General features: G+C 72.0%; 16 protein-coding genes. 9 read left to right on the forward strand and 7 right to left on the reverse strand.

Annotated features, from left to right (window positions below; genetic code table 11):
• Positions 1 to 86: 86 nt before the first annotated feature.
• Entirely contained in the window at positions 87 to 1,646 is a 1,560-nt protein-coding gene (locus E1269_RS25020; RefSeq protein ID WP_131899694.1) for a 3-hydroxyacyl-CoA dehydrogenase family protein, read from the reverse strand.
• A gap of 55 nt (positions 1,647 to 1,701) precedes the next feature.
• On the opposite strand from E1269_RS25020, the gene E1269_RS25025 reads away from it, so the two are divergent.
• The 4 genes from E1269_RS25025 (at position 1,702) to E1269_RS25040 (ending at position 6,708) form a co-directional block, all read left to right on the forward strand.
• Entirely contained in the window at positions 1,702 to 2,538 is an 837-nt protein-coding gene (locus E1269_RS25025) for an ABC transporter ATP-binding protein (protein WP_131899696.1), read from the forward strand.
• Positions 2,539 to 2,548: 10 nt separating this feature from the next.
• Positions 2,549 to 3,559 (forward strand): ABC transporter substrate-binding protein, encoded by a 1,011-nt coding sequence (locus E1269_RS25030; RefSeq protein WP_131899698.1) that lies wholly within the window; start codon positions 2,549 to 2,551, stop codon positions 3,557 to 3,559.
• 13 nt (positions 3,560 to 3,572) lie between these two features.
• Positions 3,573 to 5,762: an iron ABC transporter permease gene (locus E1269_RS25035; RefSeq protein WP_131899700.1), complete on the forward strand. Its 2,190-nt coding sequence runs from the start codon at positions 3,573 to 3,575 to the stop codon at positions 5,760 to 5,762.
• A gap of 70 nt (positions 5,763 to 5,832) precedes the next feature.
• Positions 5,833 to 6,708: an SDR family oxidoreductase gene (locus tag E1269_RS25040; protein ID WP_131899702.1), complete on the forward strand. Its 876-nt coding sequence runs from the start codon at positions 5,833 to 5,835 to the stop codon at positions 6,706 to 6,708.
• A 10-nt stretch (positions 6,709 to 6,718) separates the two neighbouring features.
• On the opposite strand, the gene E1269_RS25045 is transcribed toward E1269_RS25040, so the two are convergent.
• The 5 genes from E1269_RS25045 to E1269_RS25065 form a co-directional block, all read right to left on the reverse strand.
• Positions 6,719 to 8,026 (reverse strand): WD40 repeat domain-containing protein, encoded by a 1,308-nt coding sequence (locus tag E1269_RS25045; protein WP_131899704.1) that lies wholly within the window; start codon positions 8,024 to 8,026, stop codon positions 6,719 to 6,721.
• Complete coding sequence (locus E1269_RS25050) at positions 8,023 to 8,547, reverse strand: SigE family RNA polymerase sigma factor (RefSeq protein ID WP_131899706.1); 525 nt, start codon at positions 8,545 to 8,547, stop codon at positions 8,023 to 8,025. Before E1269_RS25050 ends, E1269_RS25045 begins: the two co-directional genes overlap by 4 nt.
• A gap of 71 nt (positions 8,548 to 8,618) precedes the next feature.
• Positions 8,619 to 9,260, reverse strand: coding sequence for a PepSY domain-containing protein (locus E1269_RS25055; RefSeq protein WP_131899708.1), 642 nt, complete (start codon positions 9,258 to 9,260; stop codon positions 8,619 to 8,621).
• A gap of 11 nt (positions 9,261 to 9,271) precedes the next feature.
• Positions 9,272 to 10,555: a HAMP domain-containing sensor histidine kinase gene (locus tag E1269_RS25060; RefSeq protein ID WP_131899710.1), complete on the reverse strand. Its 1,284-nt coding sequence runs from the start codon at positions 10,553 to 10,555 to the stop codon at positions 9,272 to 9,274.
• Positions 10,556 to 10,562: 7 nt separating this feature from the next.
• Positions 10,563 to 11,246 carry a response regulator transcription factor gene (locus tag E1269_RS25065; protein WP_131899712.1) on the reverse strand — a complete coding sequence of 228 codons (684 nt, stop codon included), beginning with the start codon at positions 11,244 to 11,246 and terminating at the stop codon, positions 10,563 to 10,565.
• A 103-nt stretch (positions 11,247 to 11,349) separates the two neighbouring features.
• Here E1269_RS25065 and E1269_RS25070 point away from each other — a divergent pair, with 103 nt between their 5' ends.
• Positions 11,350 to 11,853 carry a septum formation initiator gene (locus E1269_RS25070; protein ID WP_131899714.1) on the forward strand — a complete coding sequence of 168 codons (504 nt, stop codon included), beginning with the start codon at positions 11,350 to 11,352 and terminating at the stop codon, positions 11,851 to 11,853.
• A 165-nt stretch (positions 11,854 to 12,018) separates the two neighbouring features.
• Here E1269_RS25070 and E1269_RS25075 read toward each other — a convergent pair whose 3' ends face one another.
• Entirely contained in the window at positions 12,019 to 13,410 is a 1,392-nt protein-coding gene (locus tag E1269_RS25075; RefSeq protein WP_203434049.1) for an FAD-binding protein, read from the reverse strand.
• Positions 13,411 to 13,576: 166 nt separating this feature from the next.
• Between E1269_RS25075 and E1269_RS25080 the strand changes: the two genes are divergently transcribed.
• The 4 genes from E1269_RS25080 (at position 13,577) to E1269_RS25095 (ending at position 20,748) form a co-directional block, all read left to right on the forward strand.
• Positions 13,577 to 17,485 (forward strand): S8 family peptidase, encoded by a 3,909-nt coding sequence (locus E1269_RS25080; RefSeq protein ID WP_131899718.1) that lies wholly within the window; start codon positions 13,577 to 13,579, stop codon positions 17,483 to 17,485.
• Between the two features lie 95 nt (positions 17,486 to 17,580).
• Entirely contained in the window at positions 17,581 to 19,176 is a 1,596-nt protein-coding gene (locus E1269_RS25085) for an HD domain-containing phosphohydrolase (protein ID WP_131899720.1), read from the forward strand.
• A gap of 25 nt (positions 19,177 to 19,201) precedes the next feature.
• Positions 19,202 to 19,627 (forward strand): hypothetical protein, encoded by a 426-nt coding sequence (locus E1269_RS25090; RefSeq protein WP_131899722.1) that lies wholly within the window; start codon positions 19,202 to 19,204, stop codon positions 19,625 to 19,627.
• The gene (locus tag E1269_RS25095; protein ID WP_131899723.1) at positions 19,624 to 20,748 is read left to right on the forward strand and encodes a flavin-containing monooxygenase; all 1,125 of its coding nucleotides are present in this window, start codon (positions 19,624 to 19,626) and stop codon (positions 20,746 to 20,748) included. Before E1269_RS25090 ends, E1269_RS25095 begins: the two co-directional genes overlap by 4 nt.
• Positions 20,749 to 20,901 lie beyond the last annotated feature (153 nt).

The raw sequence follows: 20,901 nt of genomic DNA on the forward strand, positions 1-20,901 counted from the left end.
CGAGCATGGTGTGACACGAGATCTCGTGCTGAACGTGATCATTTCGAGGTCACGTGCGCCGGCGGAAGCGGCAGGAGATCCACCATTCACAGTGCGGAGAAGGGGAGGCCGGCGGTGACCAGGTGTTCCAGGAGCGGCGCCGGGGCAAGGCCAGGCTCGCGGACCTCGGTGTGCATGCGCCGCAGGGTCTCGAGCACCGTGGCCGGACCGATCGCGTCGAGGAGCTCGAACGGGCCGGTCGGGAGCCGGCAGCCCAGCCGCATCGCGGTGTCGACGTCCGCGACGCCGGCGTAGTTCGCCTCGACCATGCGGACCGCGTCGTTCAGGTACGGGAACAGCAGCGCGTCGACGAGGTGGCCGGCCCGGTCGGCACAGGTGACCGGCGTCAGCCCGGCCGCGCGGCAGATGGCGGCGACGGTGGCGACGGCGTCCGGCGCGGCCACCGCGGTGCGGACCACCTCGGCGACGCCGGCGCCCGGCGCGTACCCGGTGAGGTGCAGGCCGACGACATCGGACGGGCGGGAGGTCGCTGCGGCGGAGGCGACGACGGGACCGGAGCCGGTGACCGCGACTACCGCGTCCGGCGCCAGGCGCTCGTCCAGCCGGGCGAGCAGGGCCGGGACGGCGGGAGCGACCACCAGCTGTGCCGCGCGCACGCCGTCGTCGTCGGTCGTCACGTCGAGGCCGACCTTGGCCAGGAGCTCACCGAGCGGGTCGGCCAGCGCCGGGTCGAGCACGGCCACCCGGCCGACGTCGCGGCCCGCCGGCGGAGCCGCCGGGCCCGAGGCGGACGCGTAGTCGTAGAAACCGCGGCCGGTCTTGCGGCCCAGCATGCCCAGCGCCACCAGCTGCCCAAGAACCGGCGCCGGCGAATGCAGCCGGTCGCCGCCCTGCCGGTACATCGTCACGAGGATCTCGTGCGCGGTGTCGAGGCCGATGAGGTCGAGCAGTGCCACCGGGCCCATCGGATACCCGCAGCCGGCGGTCATCGCGGCGTCGATGTCCTCGCGCGCCGCGTGACCGGTCTCGACCATGACGGCGGCCCGGTTGAGGTAGCCGAACAGCAGCGCGTTGGTGACGAAGCCGGCGCGGTCGCCGCATGCGACCGGTGTCTTGCCCAGCCGGCGAGCAAGCTCGGTGACCGCGGCGACGACGCCCGGCGAGGTCACCACGGTGCTGACCACTTCGACCAGGGCCTGGACGGGTGCGGGGTTGAAGAAGTGCAGGCCGACGACGCGCTCGGGCCGCGAGACCGCGGCGCTGATGGCCGTGACCGACAGCGACGACGTGTTGGTGGCCAGGACGGCGTCGGGTCCGACGACGGCGTCGAGCCGGCCGAACAGCTCGCGTTTGAGGTCCAGCCGCTCCGGGACAGCCTCGACCACGAGATCGACACCGGCGAGGTCGTCCAGCGCGGTGGTGAACCTCACGCGGCCGATCAGCTCGGCCTGCTCGCCCTCGGTCAGCTTGCCCCGGCCGACCGCCCGGTCGGTGGACGAACGCAGGTGCCCCTGCCCGGCGGCCAGCGCCGCGTCGTCGCGCTCGACGCCGACCACGTTCAGGCCGGCGCGCGCGAACACCTCCGCGATGCCGGCACCCATCGTGCCCAGCCCGACGACGCCTACCCGGGTGATCTCAGCAGCCATGGCCGCATCCTAGGCCGGCTTGCTTATTAGCTTAGCCAGTCCTTACATTGGCGCCGTGACCGTTTCGCCGACTTTGCCGCCCGCCGGCCTGGCCGCACGTGACGTCGACCTCGCCTACGGGCGCGATGTCGTCGTGCACGCCGCGTCGATCTCGCTCGCCGCCGGCACGGTCACCGCGCTGATCGGCCCCAACGGCAGCGGCAAGTCGACGCTGCTGCGCGCGCTGGCGCGGCTGCACCTGCCGGCCGCCGGCGCCATCAGTTTCGCCGACGGCGCCGACGTGCTCGCCCTGGACGGGCGCGAGCTGGCCCGGCGCATCACGCTGCTGGCGCAGAGCCGCACCACACCCGGCGGGCTCAGCGTGCGTGAGCTGGTCGAGTTCGGCCGCCACCCGCACCGCGCCCGATGGAGCGGACGCGACCCGGGCGGCGCCGGCGCGATCGAGCGGGCCATGGCACTGACCGGCATCGATGAGCTGGCCGACCGCCCGGTTCAGGCGCTTTCCGGCGGCCAGGCCCAGCGCGTGTGGCTGGCCAGCTGCCTGGCGCAGGACACCGGCCTGCTGCTGCTGGACGAGCCGACCACGTTCCTCGACCTGCGCTACCAGATCGAGATCCTCGACGTCGTCCGCGAGCTCGCCGACGAGCACGGCATCGGTGTCGGGCTCGTCCTGCACGACCTCGACCAGGCGGCCGCCGTGGCCGACCGGGTCCTCCTGCTCGAAGCGGGCCGCGTCACCGCCGACGGGTCTCCGCACGACGTCCTGACGCCCGAGCACCTGAGCCGGGCCTACGGGATCCGGGTCGACGTCCATGTCGACCCGGCGGACGGCCGCATCCACACCCGCGCCGTCGGCCGCCACAACGAGCGGGCCACCGCCACCACGAGATGACGAGGTACCCATGAGAACAGGGCGCGCACTCGCCGCGCTGTCGACGGCGTTCCTGCTGGTCGCCGCCGCGTGCGGGACGACGGAGGACGCCGCCGGCGACGACGAGGCCACCGAGGCCGCGTCCACTGGTGACGGCGGGTCCGAAGACTCCGGGCCGATCACCGTCACCGACGCCCGCGGCGTCGAGGTGACGCTCGAAGAGCCCGCGGTCCGGGTGGCCGGCACCGAGTGGAACGTCATCGAGCACCTCGTCTCGCTCGGCGTCATGCCGGTGGGCGTCTCCGACATCCAGGGCTACGAGACCTGGGTCAGCTCCGCACCGCTGGACGACACCCCCACCGACATCGGCACCCGCGGCGAGCCGAGCCTGGACACGCTCGCCCGGCTCGACCTCGACCTGGTGCTCGTCACCGACAGCCTGGTCGAAGGCGCCATCGAGCAGATCGAGCAGACCACGCCGGTGGTCGTCGTCCCCGGCGGCGACTCGCAGGACAACATCAACCAGATGTTCGAGAACCTCGACCTCGTCGCCGAGCTGACCGGTACCCAGGACCGGGCGGCGGAGCTGCGTGACGAGTTCGACGCCAAGATCGAGGAAGGGCGCGCGGCCGTCGAGGACGCCGGCGCCGCCGGTGACCCGGTCGCGTTCGCCGACAGCTGGGTCGACGCCGGCACGGTGAGCATCCGGCCGTTCGCCGAGGGCTCTCTGGTCTCGGACGTCTTCGCGGAGATGGGTCTGGAGAACCCGTGGCCGATGGAGGGCGACCCGGTGTACGGGCTGGCCCAGGCCGACGTCGAGGGCCTCACCGTGCTGCCCGAGGACATTCGCTTCTGGTACATCGCCAATGAGGTGGACGGTGGCGACGCGTTCGCCGACAACCTGGCCGACAACGCCATCTGGCAGTCGCTCCCGTTCGTCCAGAGTGGCAACGTGCACCGGTTCCCCGACTCGCTGTGGATGTTCGGCGGCCCGACCTCGATGATGCAGTTCGTCGACGCCGCCGTCGACGCGCTCGGCTGAGCCCGCGGCAGCCATGGCAGCGGCCACCGCGACCCCGCAGACCCCGGCGCCAAGGCCTGTGTCGGCGGCTCCGGAGCGCCCGGAACCGGCCGGCCCGCGCCGGCTCGGCCGGCTGGCGATGGTGGCCATCGGCCTCGCCGTCCTGATCGGTGTCACCGCCGTCATCCACCTCACCCAGGGCACCGCGCAGGTGAGCGCCGGCGACGTGCTGCGCTGGGCGCTGGGGCGCGGCGACGACGACGCCAGCGCGGTCGTGCTGGCGTCGCGGCTCCCCCGGCTGCTGGCCGCCGTCGTGGTCGGTGCGGCGCTGGGTGCGGCCGGCGCGGCGATGCAGTCGGTGTCGCGCAACGTCATGGCCTCGCCGGACACCCTGGCCGTCAACGCCGGGGCGCACCTGGCGCTGGTCACCGGCGCGACGTCCGGGGTGGCGCTGCCGCTGCTGGGCGCGGCCGGGGTGGCGTTCGTCGGCGGGCTGGGAGCCGCGGCCCTGGTGCTGGCGTTGTCCGGGCTCGGCGGCACCGGTGCGGTCCGGCTGGTCCTGGCGGGCTCGGCCATCGCCCTGGCGTTCCAGGCCCTCACCAGCACGCAGATCATCCTGTTCGCCGAGGAGACGCGCGGGCTGTTCGCGTGGGGCTCGGGGTCGCTGGGCCAGAACGGCCTGGACGGCGTGCGCACACTCGGGCTGGTCGCGGCGGTCGCGTTCGTGGCGCTGCTGGCGCTGGGCCGCAAGCTCGACCTCGTCTTCCTCGGCGACGACCACGCCCGGATGCTCGGCGTCAACGTGCGCCGGGTGCGGGTCGGTGCGGTCATGCTCGCGGTGCTGCTGTCCGCGGCCGCGGTGACGCTGGCCGGGCCGATCGGCTTCGTCGGCCTGGCCGCGCCGGCGCTGGTGCGGCTGGCCACCTCCGCCGTCCCCGGCCTGCACAAGCACGCCGTCCTGCTGCCGGTGTCGGCGGCCACCGGGATGCTACTGCTGCTCGCCTCCGACGTTATGCTGCGGGCCGCGATCGGTGCCCAGGACGCGCTCGAGGTGCCGACCGGCGTGATCACCACGATCTTCGGCGCCCTCTTCCTCATCGCCCTGGCACGGCGCATCCGGGTGTCCGACGCGGTCCGGGAGCCACCGGCCGCCGGTGCCCGCGGCGGGGTCGGCCGGCGCCGCTACACCGTCATCCTGACGACGCTGATGGTCCTCACGGTCGCCGCGATGGTGGCCGGGGTCCTGCTCGGCGACACCCGGCTGCTGCTCGGCGACGTCGTCAACTGGCTGTCCGGGCAGGCCGGGCCGATCGTCACCGGCGTCATGGACACCCGGCTCCCCCGTGTGGGCGCCGCGATCCTGGCCGGTGCCTCGCTGGCGCTGGCCGGCGCCGTCATCCAGGCCGTGAGCCGCAACCCGCTCGCCGAGCCGGGCATCATCGGCGTCGCCGGCGGCGCCGGGCTGGGCGCGATCTTCACCATCACGCTCGTCCCGCTGGCCGGCTTCTGGGCGATGGCCGGCATGGCCGGGGTGGGCGCCGGGCTGGCTGCGTTCCTGGTGTTCGCACTGGCGGCCAGGGGCGGCTTCGCCAGCGACCGGCTGGTGCTCATCGGCGTCGCGGTCTCGGCCGGCGCGCAGGCGCTGATCGTCGTCGTCATCACCCTCAGCGACCCGTGGAACGAGGTCAAGGCGCTCACCTGGTTGGCCGGCTCCACCTACGGCCGGTCCTTCGAGCACCTGCTCCCGATGTCGCTGGCGCTGCTGGCCGCGCTACCGCTGCTCTACTCCATGCGGCACAGCCTGGACCTGCTCGCCGTCGACGACCACACGCCGCGGGTGCTGGGAGTCGACGTGCCGCGGGCCCGGATGGTGCTGCTGGCCTGCGCGGTGGTGCTGACCGGCGCCTCCGTCGCCGGTGTCGGCGTCATCACCTTCGTCGGCCTGGTGGCGCCGCACGCCGCCCGCGCACTCGTCGGCCGCCGGCACACCCGGGTGCTGCCGGTGGCCGCGCTGCTCGGCGCCACGCTGGTCTGCGCCGCCGACACCCTCGGCCGGACGGTGATCGCGCCGGCCCAGCTGCCGGCCGGGCTGGTCACCGCCATCGTCGGCGCGCCGTACTTCGTCTGGCTGCTCTACCGCACCCGCACGACGGCGAACAGCCCTCGGCGCCGGCAGGGTTGGCGTGCCCGCAAGCAGGCGCTGCAGGACGCCCAGTTCCCATGATCATCAACGGTTGGCGACGTTATCGCGTCGCCAACCGTTGATGATCATGGGAACTGGGTAGGGGACCCGCATGTCCACGGATCAGGCCGAACGCCCCAGCGAGTTCCCGCCGCAGCAGCAGGAACCCCCGGGTTCCACCGCCGCGATGACCCCGACCCCCGACCATGGCGAGCGCAGCTACCGCGGCTCCGGCCGGATGACCGGACTGCGCACGCTGATCACAGGCGGCGACTCCGGCATCGGCCGGGCTGTGGCCATCGCGTTCGCACGCGAGGGCGCCGACGTCGCCATCACCCACCTGCCCGAAGAGGCCGACGACGCCGAGAGCACCGTCGCCCTGGTCACCGAGGCCGGCCGGCGGGGCGTCGCGTACGCCGCGGACCTGCGCACCCAGGAGGCCTGCGCCGACGTCGTCAACCGTGCGGTGTCCGAGCTGGGCGGCCTGGACGTACTGGTGAACAACGCCGGCTACCAGATGGCCCGTGAGGGCGGCATCGAGAGCATCAGCCCGCAGCGGCTGGACCGGATCATGAAGACCAACCTCTACGCGTTGTTCTGGATGACCCAGGCCGTGCTGCCGCATCTCCAGGCCGGGGGCTGCATCCTGAACAATTCCTCGATCCAGGCCTACGACCCGTCGGTGTCGCTGCTGGACTATGCCGCCACGAAGGCCGCGATCAACAACGCCACGGTGAACCTGGCCGCCGAGCTCGGGCCACGCGGCATCCGCGTCAACGCGGTCGCACCCGGGCCGATCTGGACGCCGTTGCAGCCGGCCACCCAGCCGGAGGAGAAGGTAACGAAGTTCGGCCAGGACACCCCGCTCGGGCGGGCCGGGCAGCCCGCCGAGGTGGCGCCGGCGTTCGTCTTCCTGGCCTCCCCGGGCGACGCCAGCTACGTCTCGGGAACGGTGCTGGGCGTCACCGGGGGCAAGCCGGTCTTCTGACGCGGGCCGGTCAGCGGTTCGTGTAGAGCAGTGGCCAGCCCGAGTCGGGACCCTCCGTCACAGGCACGGCCAGCTCGCACTCTCCGTCGAGGGTGCAGCGCACCACACCGCCGGCAGTGCGATCGTCGCTCCAGACGTCGACGAGCAGTGTGCCGTCGGATTCCCAGCTGACGTAGCCGGGGTACCCGCCCTCGATGCGCAGGACGGGCTCGCCGGTGCGAGCGTCGACGACGGCGACCGAGCCAGGCGGACCGACCTCGGCCCCCTCCCCCCGAACCTCGTCGGCGACAGTCGGGGCATCCGGCGACGGCAGGTTCACCGCCAGCAGCCGTCCGTCCGGAGAGAACGCGTCCCGGCCGGCGTCGCCGGGCTCGAACGTCCAGGCCACGTTACCGGTGGCGGTGTCGACGACGCCGAAGGCGCGACCGTCGCTGTCGTTGCGCGGGCCGAGCACCGCGAGGTCAGCGCGCGGGGAGAACGCCCGGACGAATCCGTAGTCGGTCCACGGGATGAGGGTGTCGGCGTCCACGTCCCAGAGGTAGATGCCGCTCGGGTTGTTCGTGGCCGAGTCGAGCACCACCCGGCCGTCGGGAAGGAAACCCATCGCAACACCGATCGGGCCGTCGTCGCCGGTGCTCTCGCGCGTGTGCAGCACCTCGCCGGTCCGCGCGTCCGCAACGTAGACCACCGTGTCGCCCGGCCCGGAATCCTCGGTCTCCGTCGACCAGTCGTGCACGGACCACGCGACCTGGGTGCCATCGGGCGAGACGGTTACGTTGTAGACCTGCCCGGCGCCGAGCTGCGTCCGCCCGCCGTCCCGGGTGAACAGCCAGACCTCGAGGTTGCCCTCCCCCGAGTCGTCCGGAGCCGGCTCGACGAGTGCCACCAGGCCGCCGGCGACCTCTTCCAGGACCCGGAAGGCCGGGAAGTCGCCCTCGAACGAAATCTCCCAGTCGCCGACGTGGATCACGCCGTCGGCGTAATAGGGCACGCCCGGCGCCGCGCCGGCCGACAGCGCGTCGAGGTCGAGCCTCACCGCCCCGCCGGCGCCCTGGTCCGGCACGTCGTCGGGGGCCGTGCCGCCCGACGCCGCTCCGTCCGACGCGCTCTGGCGGGGCCGGTCTGTGGCCAGCGGATCGGCGACGACGAACAGCGTGCCGGCCGCGACCGCTACGGCGGTACCGCCCGCCGTCGCCACCACGGTCAGCTTCCGGCGTCGCCGCGCCTGCCGCAGCACCTCGTCGGCCAGACCGGCGCGCGACGGAACGCGAGCGACGATGTCGTCCAGCGCGTCACGCAACTGGTCTTCGAGCGTCATGCTGATGCCTCCTCGGGAGTGGGAAGAGCGGCGTCGGCGGCCAGCTCTGGTGCGATGACACGCAGCCGGGCGAGGGCACGGGCCGTCTGGCTGCGGACCGTGCCGACCGAGCAGCCGAGGACCTCGGCGACCTCGCGCTCGGCCAGGTCCTCGTAGAACCGCAGGACGATGACGGCGCGTTGCCGCGGCGCCAGCCGCAGCAACGCCTGCCGCAGGTCGAGCCGGGCTTCGACTTCACCGGCCGCGTCGGCGACCGGCCGGTCCGGCGTGGACTCGACGGAGTCCTCCCGGACCAGCGAGCGCCGCCGCCACCGGGTGGCGCGGTCGTTGTAGATGGTGCGCCGGACGTAGGCCTCGGGGTTGTCGACCTTGTGCCACTTCCGGACCAGCTTGACGAGCGCCCCCTGGACGAGGTCCTCCGCCACATCGAGATCGCCGGTCAGGGCGTACGCGGTGCGGCGGAGGGCCAGCGAGCGGGAGTCCACGAACTCCCGGAACTCGCTTTCTGCTTGCGAATCCACACTCGTCCTTCCGTCCGGTGGTGTCGTCCTCCCTCACAGACGCATGAGCGTGGCCTCACTATGTCAGCCCGTCAGTCGTCGTCGTGGTCGTGACGGTCGCCGTCGTGGTCGTGACGGTCGCCGTCGTGGTCGTCGCGGTCGTCGTCGACGTCCACGCGGGTGATCTCGCCGGTGCCGGCGTCGACGCGGACATCGTGCTCGACGCGGTCGTGGACGATCTCGACCTTCCACTCCAGCCGGCCGTGTTCCATCTCCCGCTCGATCTCGCGGACCTCGCCGCCACCGACGTGGTCGACGGCGATCCCGGCGGCTTCGGCGCTGCTGATGGCCGCGTCGGGCTCGCTCGGCAGGGTGCTCGGCGAGTCGTCGGGCGTCGCGGAGTCGCTGGGGCTCGGCGAGTCACTGGGGCTCGGCGAGTCGTCGGGCGTCGCGGAGTCGCTCGGGCTGGGCGAGTCGTCCAGCGTGGCGGTCACCGCCGCCGGCGAGCCCCCGCCGCCGTCGTCCGTGGTGATCGCGAACGCCGTGCCGGCCGTGATCACCAGCGCGCCTGCCGCGGCCGCCGCCGCGAGAATGCGGTTCCTGGTCATGATGGTCTCCTCTGTCGTGTCCTCTCGGATGACCACCACGTTCGTCTCGATCGGCCTAGCGCCGCGCTGCCCGACGGTTAAGCCACCCCTAAGACCTTCCGTCCCCCACCCGATCGCGTTGATCACGACGGCGAGAATCAGGCGGGTCGAGCACCGAGGTCGACGACGACGGTGAGGCCGCCGCCGGGCGACCGCTCCAGCCGCAGCCCGCCGCCGCTGCGTTCGGCGGTCCGGCGCACGATGTCCAGGCCGAGACCGCTGGACCCGGAGCCGCTGACGCCGCGGCGCAGCATGCCGGTGGTGTGCCCCTCGGGCAGGCCGGGGCCCTGGTCGGCGATGACGAGCCGGGCGCCGCCCTCGGGCCGGGGTCGCAGCCGAACGGCGAACGGGGTGCCGTTCGGCGTGTGCGCGAAGACGTTGCCGAGCAGTGCGTCGACGCAGGCCTCCAGGTCGGAGCGGCTCAGGGCCACCGGCAGCGGGCCGGGTGCCACGGCCACCGTCAGGGCCCGGTCGGTGTCCTCGGCGAGGACCGCCCAGAACGCGACCCGCTCGCGCACCACGTCGGCGGCATCGGAGGCGACGCCGTCCGGTCCGCGGCTGCGCGCCTGTTGGATCACCTCCGTGACCGCCCGGTTCACCGCGTCCACGCCGGCGACGAGCCGTTCGGACTGGTCGGCGTCGGGAACGGCGTCGGCTTCCATCCGCAGTGTCGTCAGCGGGGTGCGGACGCGATGCGACAGGTCCGCGATCGTCTCGCGCTCCTCGCGCAGCAGGTCGGTGATCCGCCGGGCCAGGCCGTTCAGCGCGCCGGCCACCACGCCCAGCTCCCCCGGCGCCGTCGGGTCGGCGCGCGCGTCCAGCTCGCCGCGGCCCAGCCGGTGCGAGACGGCGGCGAGCTCCGTCGCCGACCGGACGAGCCGGCGCGCCAACCGATCCGCCACCACCAGGCTCACCAGCAACAGCGCGACGCCCAGCCCGGCCAGCAGCAGCCAGGCCCGGCCGACGCCGCGGCTCAGCTCGTCGTCGGGGACGAACGTGCGGATGACACCGACGCTGCCGGCCGGACCGTCGACGGCGAACACGATCTCGCGGCCACCAGAAGCATCCGTCGAGGCGCTCGTCCCCCGCTCGGCCAGCTCCACCAGCGGCGAGCGCTCGGCCGGGGCGCCGAGCGGGTCGCCGTCGGGCAGGAACACCGTCACGTCGAACCGGGACGTCGCGTCCACCTGCTCGACCGCGAGCGCGAGCAACGCCCGGTCGGTGGTGGCCACCAGCGACGTCAGCGACTGCGCCTCGACGGTCGCGGCCTGCACCGCCCGGTCGGCCGCGACGCCGCGCACCAGCAGGGCCAGCGGCACCAGGAACGCCACGAGCACGAGCGTCGTGGTGGCGGCGACGAGGACGAGGAGGCGGCGGCGCACCGGACCGTCACTCCGGTGGCGGGCTGAGCCGGACGCCGACGCCGCGGACGGCGTGCAGGTAGCGCGGCTGCTGCGCGGTCTCGCCGAGTTTGCGGCGCAGCCAGGACAGGTGCACGTCGACGGTCTTGTCCGCGCCGCCGTACGGCAGCTGCCAGACCTCGGTGAGCAGCTCGCGTTTGCTCACCACCTCACCGGCCCGGGCGGCGAGGTAGTGCAGGAGGTCGAACTCGCGCGGCGTCAGCTCCAGCGCGGCGCCGTCGAGCGTCGCCTCGCGCGAACGCGGGTCGACCCGCAGCCCGCCGACGGCGACCGTGGCCTCACGCTGCTCCTCGCCGCCGCGACGGAGGACGGCGCGGATGCGCGCGTCCAGCTGGGCGACCCCGAAGGGCTTGGTCACGTAGTCGTCGGCGCCGGCGTCGAGGACGGCGACGACCTCGGTCTCGTCGTCGCGTGCCGTCGCCACGATGACCGGGACGTCGCTGACGCCGCGCAGCATCCGGAGCATCGCCGTCCCGTCCAGGTCCGGCAACCCCAGGTCGAGGACGACGACGTCGGGTCGCTCGCCGACGGCCTGCTCGAGCCCGGACATCGCCGTCGGGGCGGATCGGACGGCGTGGCCGCGCTCGGTGAGGCCGCGGATCAGCGCCGACCTGATCGTCGCGTCGTCCTCCACGACGAGTACCTGGGCCATGCCGGGAACGATAGGCCACGCGACGCCACCGGCGCGGGACGACGGGCTGCGCATAGGGCGGCGTTAGGGGCGCCTTAACCCAGGCCGCGGGCATACTGCGGGCATGGGCAGGGCACGGTGGGTTCGGGTCGGCACGGTGGTGCTGCTGTGGCTGGCGGCCGCGGCCGGGGCCACCGCGGCCGGCCTGGCCGCCGTGGGAATGATCGGCAGCGACATCTTCGGCTCCAGCCAGGACCCGCTCACCCAGTCCGAGGTGGCGCAGCGGCTGGCCTCCCCCGAGCCGACCGCGCCCGATGCGACGTCACCTACCGCGGCGCCCACCGGGACCCCGTCGCCGTCGCCGTCACCGTCGGCGACTCAGCCTCCCGTGGGTGAGTCCCGTGTAGTCAACACCGCCGCCGGCACCGTGATCGCCCGTTGCGTGGCGAACGGCCTGGTCGAGATCCAGTCCGCCACCCCCGCCCAGGGCTACGACGTCGACACCGACGACGGCGACGAGGACCACCCGTCGGTGAAGTTCGAGAACGACAGCAGCGAGATCGAGGTCCGCCTCCGCTGCGTCGACGGCGTCATCGATCCGGAGATCCGCACCGACACCGACGACTGACGTAGGCTCGGCGCGTGCTCTCGTCGTTGCGGTCACCGTGAGTTCGATCCAGCTCCCCGCGCACGACAGCTGCCCCTTCTGCGACTACCTCGCCGGCCGGCGCCCCTTCACCGTCCTCGTCCGCAAGCTCGAGCCGCATCTCGTCCTGTCCTGACCTCCGGCCGCTCAGGCGAACATGCCGGGGCCGGGCGTGAGGATGCCGTCCGGGTCGACCTGCCGCTTCAGCCGCTCCAGGTGCGGCCACCGCTCGCCGTAGTGGTCCCGCCAGTCGGTGGGCCCGAACTCGACGGACTCGATCGGGTAGCGGACGCCGCCCAGCGCGCGGGCCCGCTCGTAGAGCCGCCGGTTGCGGCGCAGCATCGCGGCGGCGTACGCCGGTCCCGAGTCGGCCGGGCCGGCCGTCATGAGGGTGAACAAGTACACCCAGTCGCTGCCGTCCGGCGCCGGCAGCCGCAGCGACGGCCGGGTGAGCCGAGAGCGTCGATGCACGTAGAGCAGGACGAAGCCGCCCGTCCCGACGTCGTCCGGGTCGAGCCCGCTGACGGTCTCGGTGACGAACCGCTCGGCCTGCGACTCGGGCAGCCACACGGTGAACCACGGCTTGACGAACCCGCGCCAGCCCATCGCGGCGTCCAGCTCGTCGACGGCGTCGTCGATGCGGGCGACGTGCGGCAAGAACTCGTTCTCGGTGATCTCGGCGTCGCCGCCTGACACCGCCAGCCCGCGCAGCAGGTGGGCGTCGTCGGGCGGGTCGTGCGGGTCGTAGAACGTGAAGGTCTCGAGGTGATGCAGCTCCCCGCGTTCGCCGGGCCGCCACCACTCGCCGTAGGCCTCGCTGATCTCACCGCGCCGGACCAGGGTTCGCAGGTCGCTGAAGAACGCCGTGCCGCCGGTGTAGGTGAGGGCGTGCCCGCGTACCCTCCGCCGCGCCGGCACCAGCCCTACCGTGGCTGTGGTGATGATGCCGAACTGACCGAGGCCGCCCAGCACCGCCTCGAACAGGTCGCGCTCGTGGGTTGGTGAGCATCGCACCAGCTCACCGGTGCCGATGACCACCTCCAGTTCATGGACGCTGTCCAGCTGGCTGCCGGCCTCGAAGGCCGGCGGGACGCCGCCGAGTGAGAGTGTTCCGCCGAGGGTCAGCGCGAGGTAGCCGGTGAGGGCCGGAGGCGTGAGACCGTGCGGGCCCGCGGCCCGGGCCAGCTCCAGCCAGGTGGCGCCGGCATCGGCCACCGCATGGTCCGGCCCGATGGTGTGGATCGCCGCCAGCGACCGGTACTCGATGACCAGCCCGCCGGTCAGTCCCTGTCCGTGCGTCGTGTTCGCCAGTCCCCGCGCCGCCACCGGGATGCGGTGCGTCCGGCAGAACCGGACCATCGCCTGGACGTCCGCGACCGACCCGGGCCGCAGGACCGCCCGCGGCACCCTGCTGAGGTAGCGGCCGGCATCACGGGAGGCCTGCGCGCGGACGGGCTCCTCCCAGCGCAGGGCGCCGTCCAGGGGCGGGACGAGCGCGTCGTCCGCCAGGCCCGGCCAGCGTGCACGACCACGAGTCACGACGGCGGATCCCTCCGGTTCGATCATGGCGGTCTCGGGAGTCTACGCTGCGCGCCTCGCCGGTCCCGGGACCAGCCGAGAAGCGCTGGCGTATTCCGGCCAATGGCCGGAAACAGCCACACTCCGGTATAGACCACCAGCGCGGCGTCCGGATAGACACACTGCCATGCGCCGCTTGCTCACCGCCGTGTCCGCTCTCGCCATCGTCACGGGCCTCGGGATGTCCGCCGGCCAGGCGACCCCCACGCCGTCCGCCCCTGTCGTGGCACCGGACGAGCCGGTGAGCTCGTCGACACCGGTCGACGTGACGTTGGTGACCGGTGACCGGGTGCGGGTGACGCCGCTCACCGACGGGCGGCAGGCCGTCGAGGTCACCCCGGCGCGGCGTGCGAACGGCCGGCAGCCGAGCTTCGAGACGCTCGAGCGCGACGGCGAGCTGCACGTGATCCCCGATGACATGGTCGCCCTCATCCCCGAGCGGCTCGATCCGGCCCTGTTCAACATCACCGGCCTGATCGAGCAGGGCTACGACGACGCGTCGTCCGACGGCCTGCCGCTCATCGTGAAGCAGGGCGACGGCCGCCGCACGGCCGCCGCCGTCCCGGCCGCCGAGGTCACCACCGTGCTGGAGAGCATCGGCAGCGTCGCGGTCGAGCTGGACAAGGACGGCGCCGCGGCGGTCGGCTCGGCGCTCAGTGCGTCGTCGGACGGCGCCGAAGACGGCCGCGTCTCGACGCTGTCGGGCCCGCTGGCCGGCGTCGAGCGGATCTCCCTCGACGGCAAGGTCGTGCCGACCCTCGACGAGAGCGCCGCGCAGGTCGGCGCGCCCGCGGCCTGGGACGCCGGTCTCGACGGCAGCGGCGTGACCGTGGCCGTCCTCGACACCGGGATCGACCCGGCACATCCGGACTTCGCCGGTGTCGTCGTCGGCGAGGCCAACTTCACCGACGACGCGACCGCCGCGGACGGCTTCGGCCACGGCAGCCACGTCGCCTCGATCGCCGCTGGCACCGGGGCGGCCTCCGACGGCAGGTACCGCGGGGTGGCCGACGGCGTCGACCTGCTCAGCGGCAAGGTGATCGGGGACTCGGGCGTCGGGCAGTTCTCGTGGACCGTAGAGGCGATGGAGTGGGCTGCCGAACAGGGCGCGGACATCGTCAACATGAGCCTCGGCCCGCTGTACCCGGGGCAGGGAGGCGAGCTGAGCGAGGCCGTCGAGGCGCTGACCGCGCAGAACGGCACCCTGTTCGTCGTGTCGGCCGGCAACGGGAGTTGCGAGGAGTGCGTCACTCACCCGGCCTCCGCTCCGTCGGCGCTGACGGTGGGCGCGGTCGACAAGTCCGACGAGCTCGCCGGCTTCTCCAGCCGGGGTCCCCTGCCGGACACCTTCGACGTCAAGCCGGACGTGACCGCGCCCGGCGTGGGGATCGTGGCGGCACGGTCGAGCCTCGGCACGCTGCCGTGGCCGGCGATCCCGGTGGACGACCACTACATCCAGGTGGATGGCACGTCGATGGCCGCGCCGCACGTCACCGGTCTCGCCGCCCTGCTGCTACAGGCAGAGCCGTCGCTGGGCGCGGCCGAGCTGAAGTCGTGGCTGATGAACTCCGCCGTGGGCGCCGACGACCTGACGGTGTACGAGCAGGGCGCCGGACGGGCCGACGTCACGCGGGCCCTCGACAGTCGCGTGATCGCGGTGCCCGGCTCGGTCAGCCTCGGCTACTTCCAGTGGCCGCACGACGAGCGCGCGCCGCAGAGCCGGACCGTCACCTACCAGAACGTCACCGACGAGGACATCGTGCTCGACCTGGCCGTCGACGTCGTGAGGGAGGACGGCTCGGCCCCGCCGGCGGGGACGCTGACGGTCTCCGCGCCGACGGTGACCGTGCCGGCCGGGGCCACCGCCGCGGTGGAGCTCGTCCTCGACACGGCTGTGGGAGAGATCGGACTGTACGGCGGCTACCTGATCGGGTCGGCGGCCGACGGGACGACGGTGCGCACCCCGGTCGGGTACTTCCAGGAGCGGGAGTACGTGGAGCTGCGGGTCAGCGGGATCGCCCGCGACGGCCGGCCGGCCCGAGGCTCCGTGGACATCATCGACGTCGACGACGGGAGCGTGTACACCCGCAGCCTGACCGACGATCCGACGGTCCCGTGCACCGAGGACCCGTACGCGAACACCGCGTGCGTACGGGTCCCACCCGGCACGTACTCGGTGCTCGGCGTCATCGAGACCATGCCCGCCTACGTCGAGCCCGGGACCTTCGGCACAGCGCTGAACGCGAGCCTCGTCGGCGACCCCGAACTCGAGGTCACCGAGGACACCGAGGTCGTGCTCGACGCCCGCCTGGCGACCGAGGTGCTCGTGGACACGCCCGACCACGAGACGAAACGCAACGTCGGCGCCGCGATGGAGCTCATGTACTACCGGGCACCGGAGCAGGGCGACCCGATCAGCCGCGGCCGCAGCTTCTTCCCCGGTAGCCTGCTGGAGGAGCGGCTGTTCGTCCAGCCCACCGAGGACGTGTCCGTCGGCGAGTTCGTCGCCTACACCCACTGGAAGTTGGACGCACCACAGATCACGCTCGACGTCACGGCACCGCGGGAGCTCCAACTGAACCCTCAGTACTACCCGTGGCAGGCGCTCAGCGACTACTCGTCGCAGTTCCCGATGCTCGACGGCGACGTCGACACCGAGATCGTCGACGCCGGCCTCGGTCGGCCGGAAGACGTCGCCGCCGTCGACCTGGACGGGAAGGTGGCACTGATCGAACGGTCGGACACGATCGCCGTGGCCGAGCAGGCGAACAACGCCGCCGCCGGCGGCGCCGAGCTCGTGATGATCGCCAACGACCTACCCGGCGTGAACGCGGCCACGGGACCACCGGCGTTGCTGGAGGTGCCGACCACGTGGATCTCGCACGAGGAGGGCGAGGCGGTACGCGCGCTGCTCGCCGACGCGGCGGTGCACGTGGCCGGGCAGGGCATCGCGAGCAGCCCCTTCTCGTACGAGGTGATCTTCACCGAGGAGGGCTCGATCCCCGCCGAGCCGCACTACGTCGCGGACGCCGACGAGCTGGCAAGAGTCGAGTTCCCGCTGCACAGCCAGCTCACCGAGGACCTGTCGACGATCATCACCACCCGCCACTCGCTACCGTGGCCGATCACCCCGGTCGCGAACTCCTTGCCCTACCGGCGTGGGCACGCACCGCTCACCATGTATCTGACCCCTGGCCCGGTGCGCTGGAGCCATGTGGTGCAGGCACCCGACCCGGCCTACGGCTTCAAGTGGCCGCACGAGACCGTCGAGTACCTGAACCTGACCAGCACGGAGCGATCGTACGAGCCGGGCGAGCACGACACCCACAGCTGGTACGAGCAGCCCCTCGCGCTCGGCGCCAGCCCGTTGCAGCCACCGACGCGCACCGATGACACGGTTCGGCTGGACATGGGTGTGCTGGACAGTGCCGGCAATTACACGCCGGTCAGTAGCAGTTGGTTCGAGCCGGGCGGCCTCGACACCGGCTTCCGTCTCTACCGAGGTGAGGAGCTGATCACGGAGACGGCGCAGACCGCACTGGTGTCCTTCGAGGCCGAGCCCGAGCCGACGGAGTACCGCGTCGAGTACGACGTGGTCAACGACTCTCCCTGGGCTGAGATGTCCACACGGACGAGCTCGGTCTGGACGTTCACCAGTGAGCGTCCGGCCGACGGCGAGCAGCGAGTGGAGCCGATCCTCGGGGTCGACTACGACGTCGAGGTCGACCTGCTCAACCGCGCCACCCACCCGCGTGAACGCAAAGGGCCGCACGAGATCGCGATGACCTTCAGCCAGCCCGACGGCGCCGAGCGGATCCCCGTCGACGCCGTCACGCTCGAGATCTCCTACGACGACGGCGAGACCTGGGAGGAAATCCGCAACGTGCGCGAACGCGGCGACAACCACTACGTCGCGACCCTGTACGACCGCAGCTCGAACGCCGAGTTCGTCTCGCTGCGGCTGTCCGCGGCCGACGAGCAGGGCAACACGCTGGAGCAGGAGATCATCCGCGCCTACGCCGTGTCGCAGCGCTGACCCTGGCTGCGGCCCTGGACGTCGAGCCCGCGGCCGCCCGACTCCCGGCGACGCTGGGACGGTCACGGGTCGGCCTCGATGAGTATGTTGGTGCGGTGACCGAGAACGAGCCGTCGGTCGACGATCGTTGCCGCGCAGCTGAGGTCATCGCCGCTATGTGCCTGGCGACAGACCTCGGCATGGCCTTTCCCTTCGAGCACGGGTTGCACGCGACGCTGATCACGATGCGGCTCACCGATCTGCTCGACGTCGACGCGGAGACGGCGTCGCACACCTACTACCTCAGCCTTCTCATGTACGCCGGATGCACGACCGACGTCGAAGAGCATTCGCGGATCTTCGTCGGAGGTGCCACGGCCAACCTGATGCCGGTCCAGTTCGGTTCGAGGACGCAATCCCTCGGCGGAGTCGTCCGCGCGGTGTCGTCGCCGGACGGCCCGCCGCTCCGGCGGGCCTACGAGGTCGCCACCCGGCTGCCGATGGCGGCCCGCTTTCTGCGGCCACACTTCGCGGCCATCTGTGAAGTGGCGGAGATGATGGCCGAGCGGCTCGGCATGCCGCCCGCGGTACAGGGAATGTTCTTCCGCCTGACCGAGCGCTGGGACGGCAATGGAGTCCTGGGCAGAGGCACCGGCGACGACCTACCATTGCCGCTACGTATCGTTCATGTTGCGCGTGACGCCGCCAATCAACAGCTGATCGGCGGCACCGAACGCACCGCCGCGGTCATTCGGGAACGGGCGGGACATGCATTCGATCCGGACGTGGCCAACACCTTCGCCGATCACGCGGAGCAGATCCTGGCCGAATCCGAGTCCGAATCCGAAACCGCGGCCTCGGTCTGGGAGGCCACCCTCGCTGCCGAACCGAAACCTCGGCAAGCGCTCTCGGGCCCGGCGATCGACGGGGCTCTCGCCGCCATGGGCGACTTCGCCGATCTCGTCTCACCGTCGTTGACCGGCCACACCTCCGGAGTCGCCCGGCTGGCCGCCGATGCCGCGGAGCTCATGGGATTCGATGCCGCCAACGTCGGCAGGATTCGCCGAGCCGCGCTGGTGCACGACGTGGGACGAGTCGCCGTCCATCCGCGCATCTGGCTGAAGCCGGGACCGCTGACCGCCGACGAGTGGGAGCAGGTCCGGCTGCACCCGTACCACACCGGGCGAGTCTTCTCGCGTTCGCGGTTCCTTCACGACATCGCGTCCGTCGCCTGCGCACATCACGAACGTCTCGACGGCTCGGGATACAGCCAAGGCGCCACCGCCGCGTCACTGTCCCCGCAAGCCCGCCTCCTCGCCGTCGCCGACGCCTTCCATGCCAAGACCGAGCCCAGGCCTTATCGGCAGCCGCACTCCGCCGCCGAAGCCGCGGAGATCCTGGAACGCGACGCCAAGCAAGGAAAACTGGACCCGGGCTGCGTCGCCGCCGTGATCGAAGCCGCCGGACAGCGGGTTCGCCACCTCGAGCGGCCGGCCGGACTCACCGAGCGCGAAGTTCTGGTCATCGGTCTCATCGGCCGCGGGCTGCAGACCAAACAGGTTGCTCGACGACTGGGGATCTCGGCCAAGACGGCTGATCACCACATACAGAATGTCTATCGAAAGATCGGGGTGTCCACCCGTGCGGGCGCCACGCTTTACGCCATGCAGCACGGGCTGATGTCGTGGGGGGAATTCCCCATATCGCGGTGACGCCACAGTCCGTAGCTTTCCGGGCATGTGGAACAGCAACGGCCCGACGGCGGGGACGGCATTCGAGCGGAGCCCAGCATGGTGCCGCCTCGGGTGGGGTGCGCTCCTGAGCCTGGCCGTTTCCGCCGCGGTCGTGGCGTCCGCATCGAGCTCGGCTTCGCGCATCGGCGCACCACCCTACTGGCCGTGGCTACTGACCGGACTCCAGGTTCTGGGGCTGTGGGCGGCCGGTTCCCGACGGTGGTGGGGCTGGCTGCTCGGCGCGGCCGTCCAGCCGCCGTGGATCGCCTACGCCTTCGTCACCGGCCAGTTCGGATTCGTCCCGGGCTGCGCGATCTCCGCGACCGTCCAGGCCTACAGCTTCGCGCGCTGGAACGGCCTGGTGGACGCGGCCGGTGCTCGTCCAGCCGTCAACCCGACCACGGATCACCTCGAGGAGGTAGCACCATGAGCTCGCAACCAGCCGCATCGATCAACACCGTCGTCATCGGTGGTGGTCAGGCAGGGCTTTCTGTCGGATACCACTTGGCACGGCGCGGCATCCCGTTCGTCATCGTCGACGCTCACGAACGGATCGGCGACGCCTGGCGCACGCGATGGGACTCCCTTCGGCTCTTCACACCGAACCGACTCAACGGTCTCGATGGCATGCCGTTTCCGGCTCCCGGTCATTCGTTCGCCACGAAGGACGCGATGGCCGACTACCTGGAGTCCTACGCCGCACGGTTCGAGCTACCGGTCCGGACGGGCGTACGCGTCGACGGGCTACGACGGAACGGCGACCGCTTCCTGGTCACCGCGGGCGACCAGCGGTTCGACGCCGGCAACGTGGTCGTCGCCATGTCGTCGTGGCAGAGACCCGAGCGACCGGCGTTCACCCCCGCACTCGACCCCGGCATCGTCCAGCTCCATTCGAGTGAGTACCGCAACCCGTCGCAGCTTCGAGCCGGCGGGGTGCTCATCGTCGGCGGCGGCAACTCCGGTGCCGAGATCGCCCACGAGATCTGCCGAGATCACCAGGTGTGGCTGGCTGGTCCGCGTGTCAGCCAAGTACCGTTCCGCCCCGAGTCCGCCGTGGGCCGAGCGCTGATGCCGTTCGTCGGTCGCGTGGTCTTCCACCGCATCCTGACGACCAGCACCCCGATGGGCAGGAGGTTCCACGCCAAGCACCGCTTCCAGGCCGAACCGTTGCTCCGCGTCAAGTCCAAGGACCTGGCGTCTGCCGGGGTGAAGCGGGTCGGCCGGGTCACCGGCGTCAAGGACGGTCTGCCGATGACGGACGACGGAACCCCCATCGACGCGGCCAACGTCATCTGGTGCACTGGATACGAGCCCGGATTCTCCTGGATCGACCTGCCCATCTTCGAGAACGGGCTACCGCGACAGGTCCGTGGCGTCGTCGAGGGCGAGCCGGGTCTCTACTTCGTGGGACTGAAGCTCCTCTACGCGGTGTCGTCGTCACAGATTCACGGCGTCGGCCGCGATGCGGCCAGAGTGGTGAATGCCATCGTCGCCCGAACGGCGCCCGCCTCCCGGGACGCGCGGTTCATCGAGGCCATGGCCGCGGGCTGAGCTTCGGAACCGGTGCCGCTGCACCGTGCTCGCCCCGGCGGGCCGTGGCTGCCCGCACGTCTCCGTTCGCGCCCATCTGGATCAACGAGATGTGAACTGAGTCACGGCCGTTCATGGGGCGGCAGGGTGTCTCGTCTTCGTTCGTGGGCACAA

The sequence above is a fragment of the Jiangella asiatica genome, assembly GCF_004349065.1.
GTDB classification, from domain to species: Bacteria; Actinomycetota; Actinomycetes; order Jiangellales; family Jiangellaceae; genus Jiangella; species Jiangella asiatica.

Coding starts and splice junctions, on each gene's coding strand:
- E1269_RS25020 (WP_131899694.1), bottom strand. CDS start 1,646: ATGGCTGCTGAGATCACCCGGGTAGGCGTCGTCGGGCTGGGCACGATG.
- E1269_RS25030 (WP_131899698.1), top strand. CDS start 2,549: ATGAGAACAGGGCGCGCACTCGCCGCGCTGTCGACGGCGTTCCTGCTG.
- E1269_RS25035 (WP_131899700.1), top strand. CDS start 3,573: ATGGCAGCGGCCACCGCGACCCCGCAGACCCCGGCGCCAAGGCCTGTG.
- E1269_RS25040 (WP_131899702.1), top strand. CDS start 5,833: ATGTCCACGGATCAGGCCGAACGCCCCAGCGAGTTCCCGCCGCAGCAG.
- E1269_RS25045 (WP_131899704.1), bottom strand. CDS start 8,026: ATGACGCTCGAAGACCAGTTGCGTGACGCGCTGGACGACATCGTCGCT.
- E1269_RS25065 (WP_131899712.1), bottom strand. CDS start 11,246: ATGGCCCAGGTACTCGTCGTGGAGGACGACGCGACGATCAGGTCGGCG.
- E1269_RS25070 (WP_131899714.1), top strand. CDS start 11,350: ATGGGCAGGGCACGGTGGGTTCGGGTCGGCACGGTGGTGCTGCTGTGG.
- E1269_RS25080 (WP_131899718.1), top strand. CDS start 13,577: ATGCGCCGCTTGCTCACCGCCGTGTCCGCTCTCGCCATCGTCACGGGC.
- E1269_RS25090 (WP_131899722.1), top strand. CDS start 19,202: ATGTGGAACAGCAACGGCCCGACGGCGGGGACGGCATTCGAGCGGAGC.
- E1269_RS25095 (WP_131899723.1), top strand. CDS start 19,624: ATGAGCTCGCAACCAGCCGCATCGATCAACACCGTCGTCATCGGTGGT.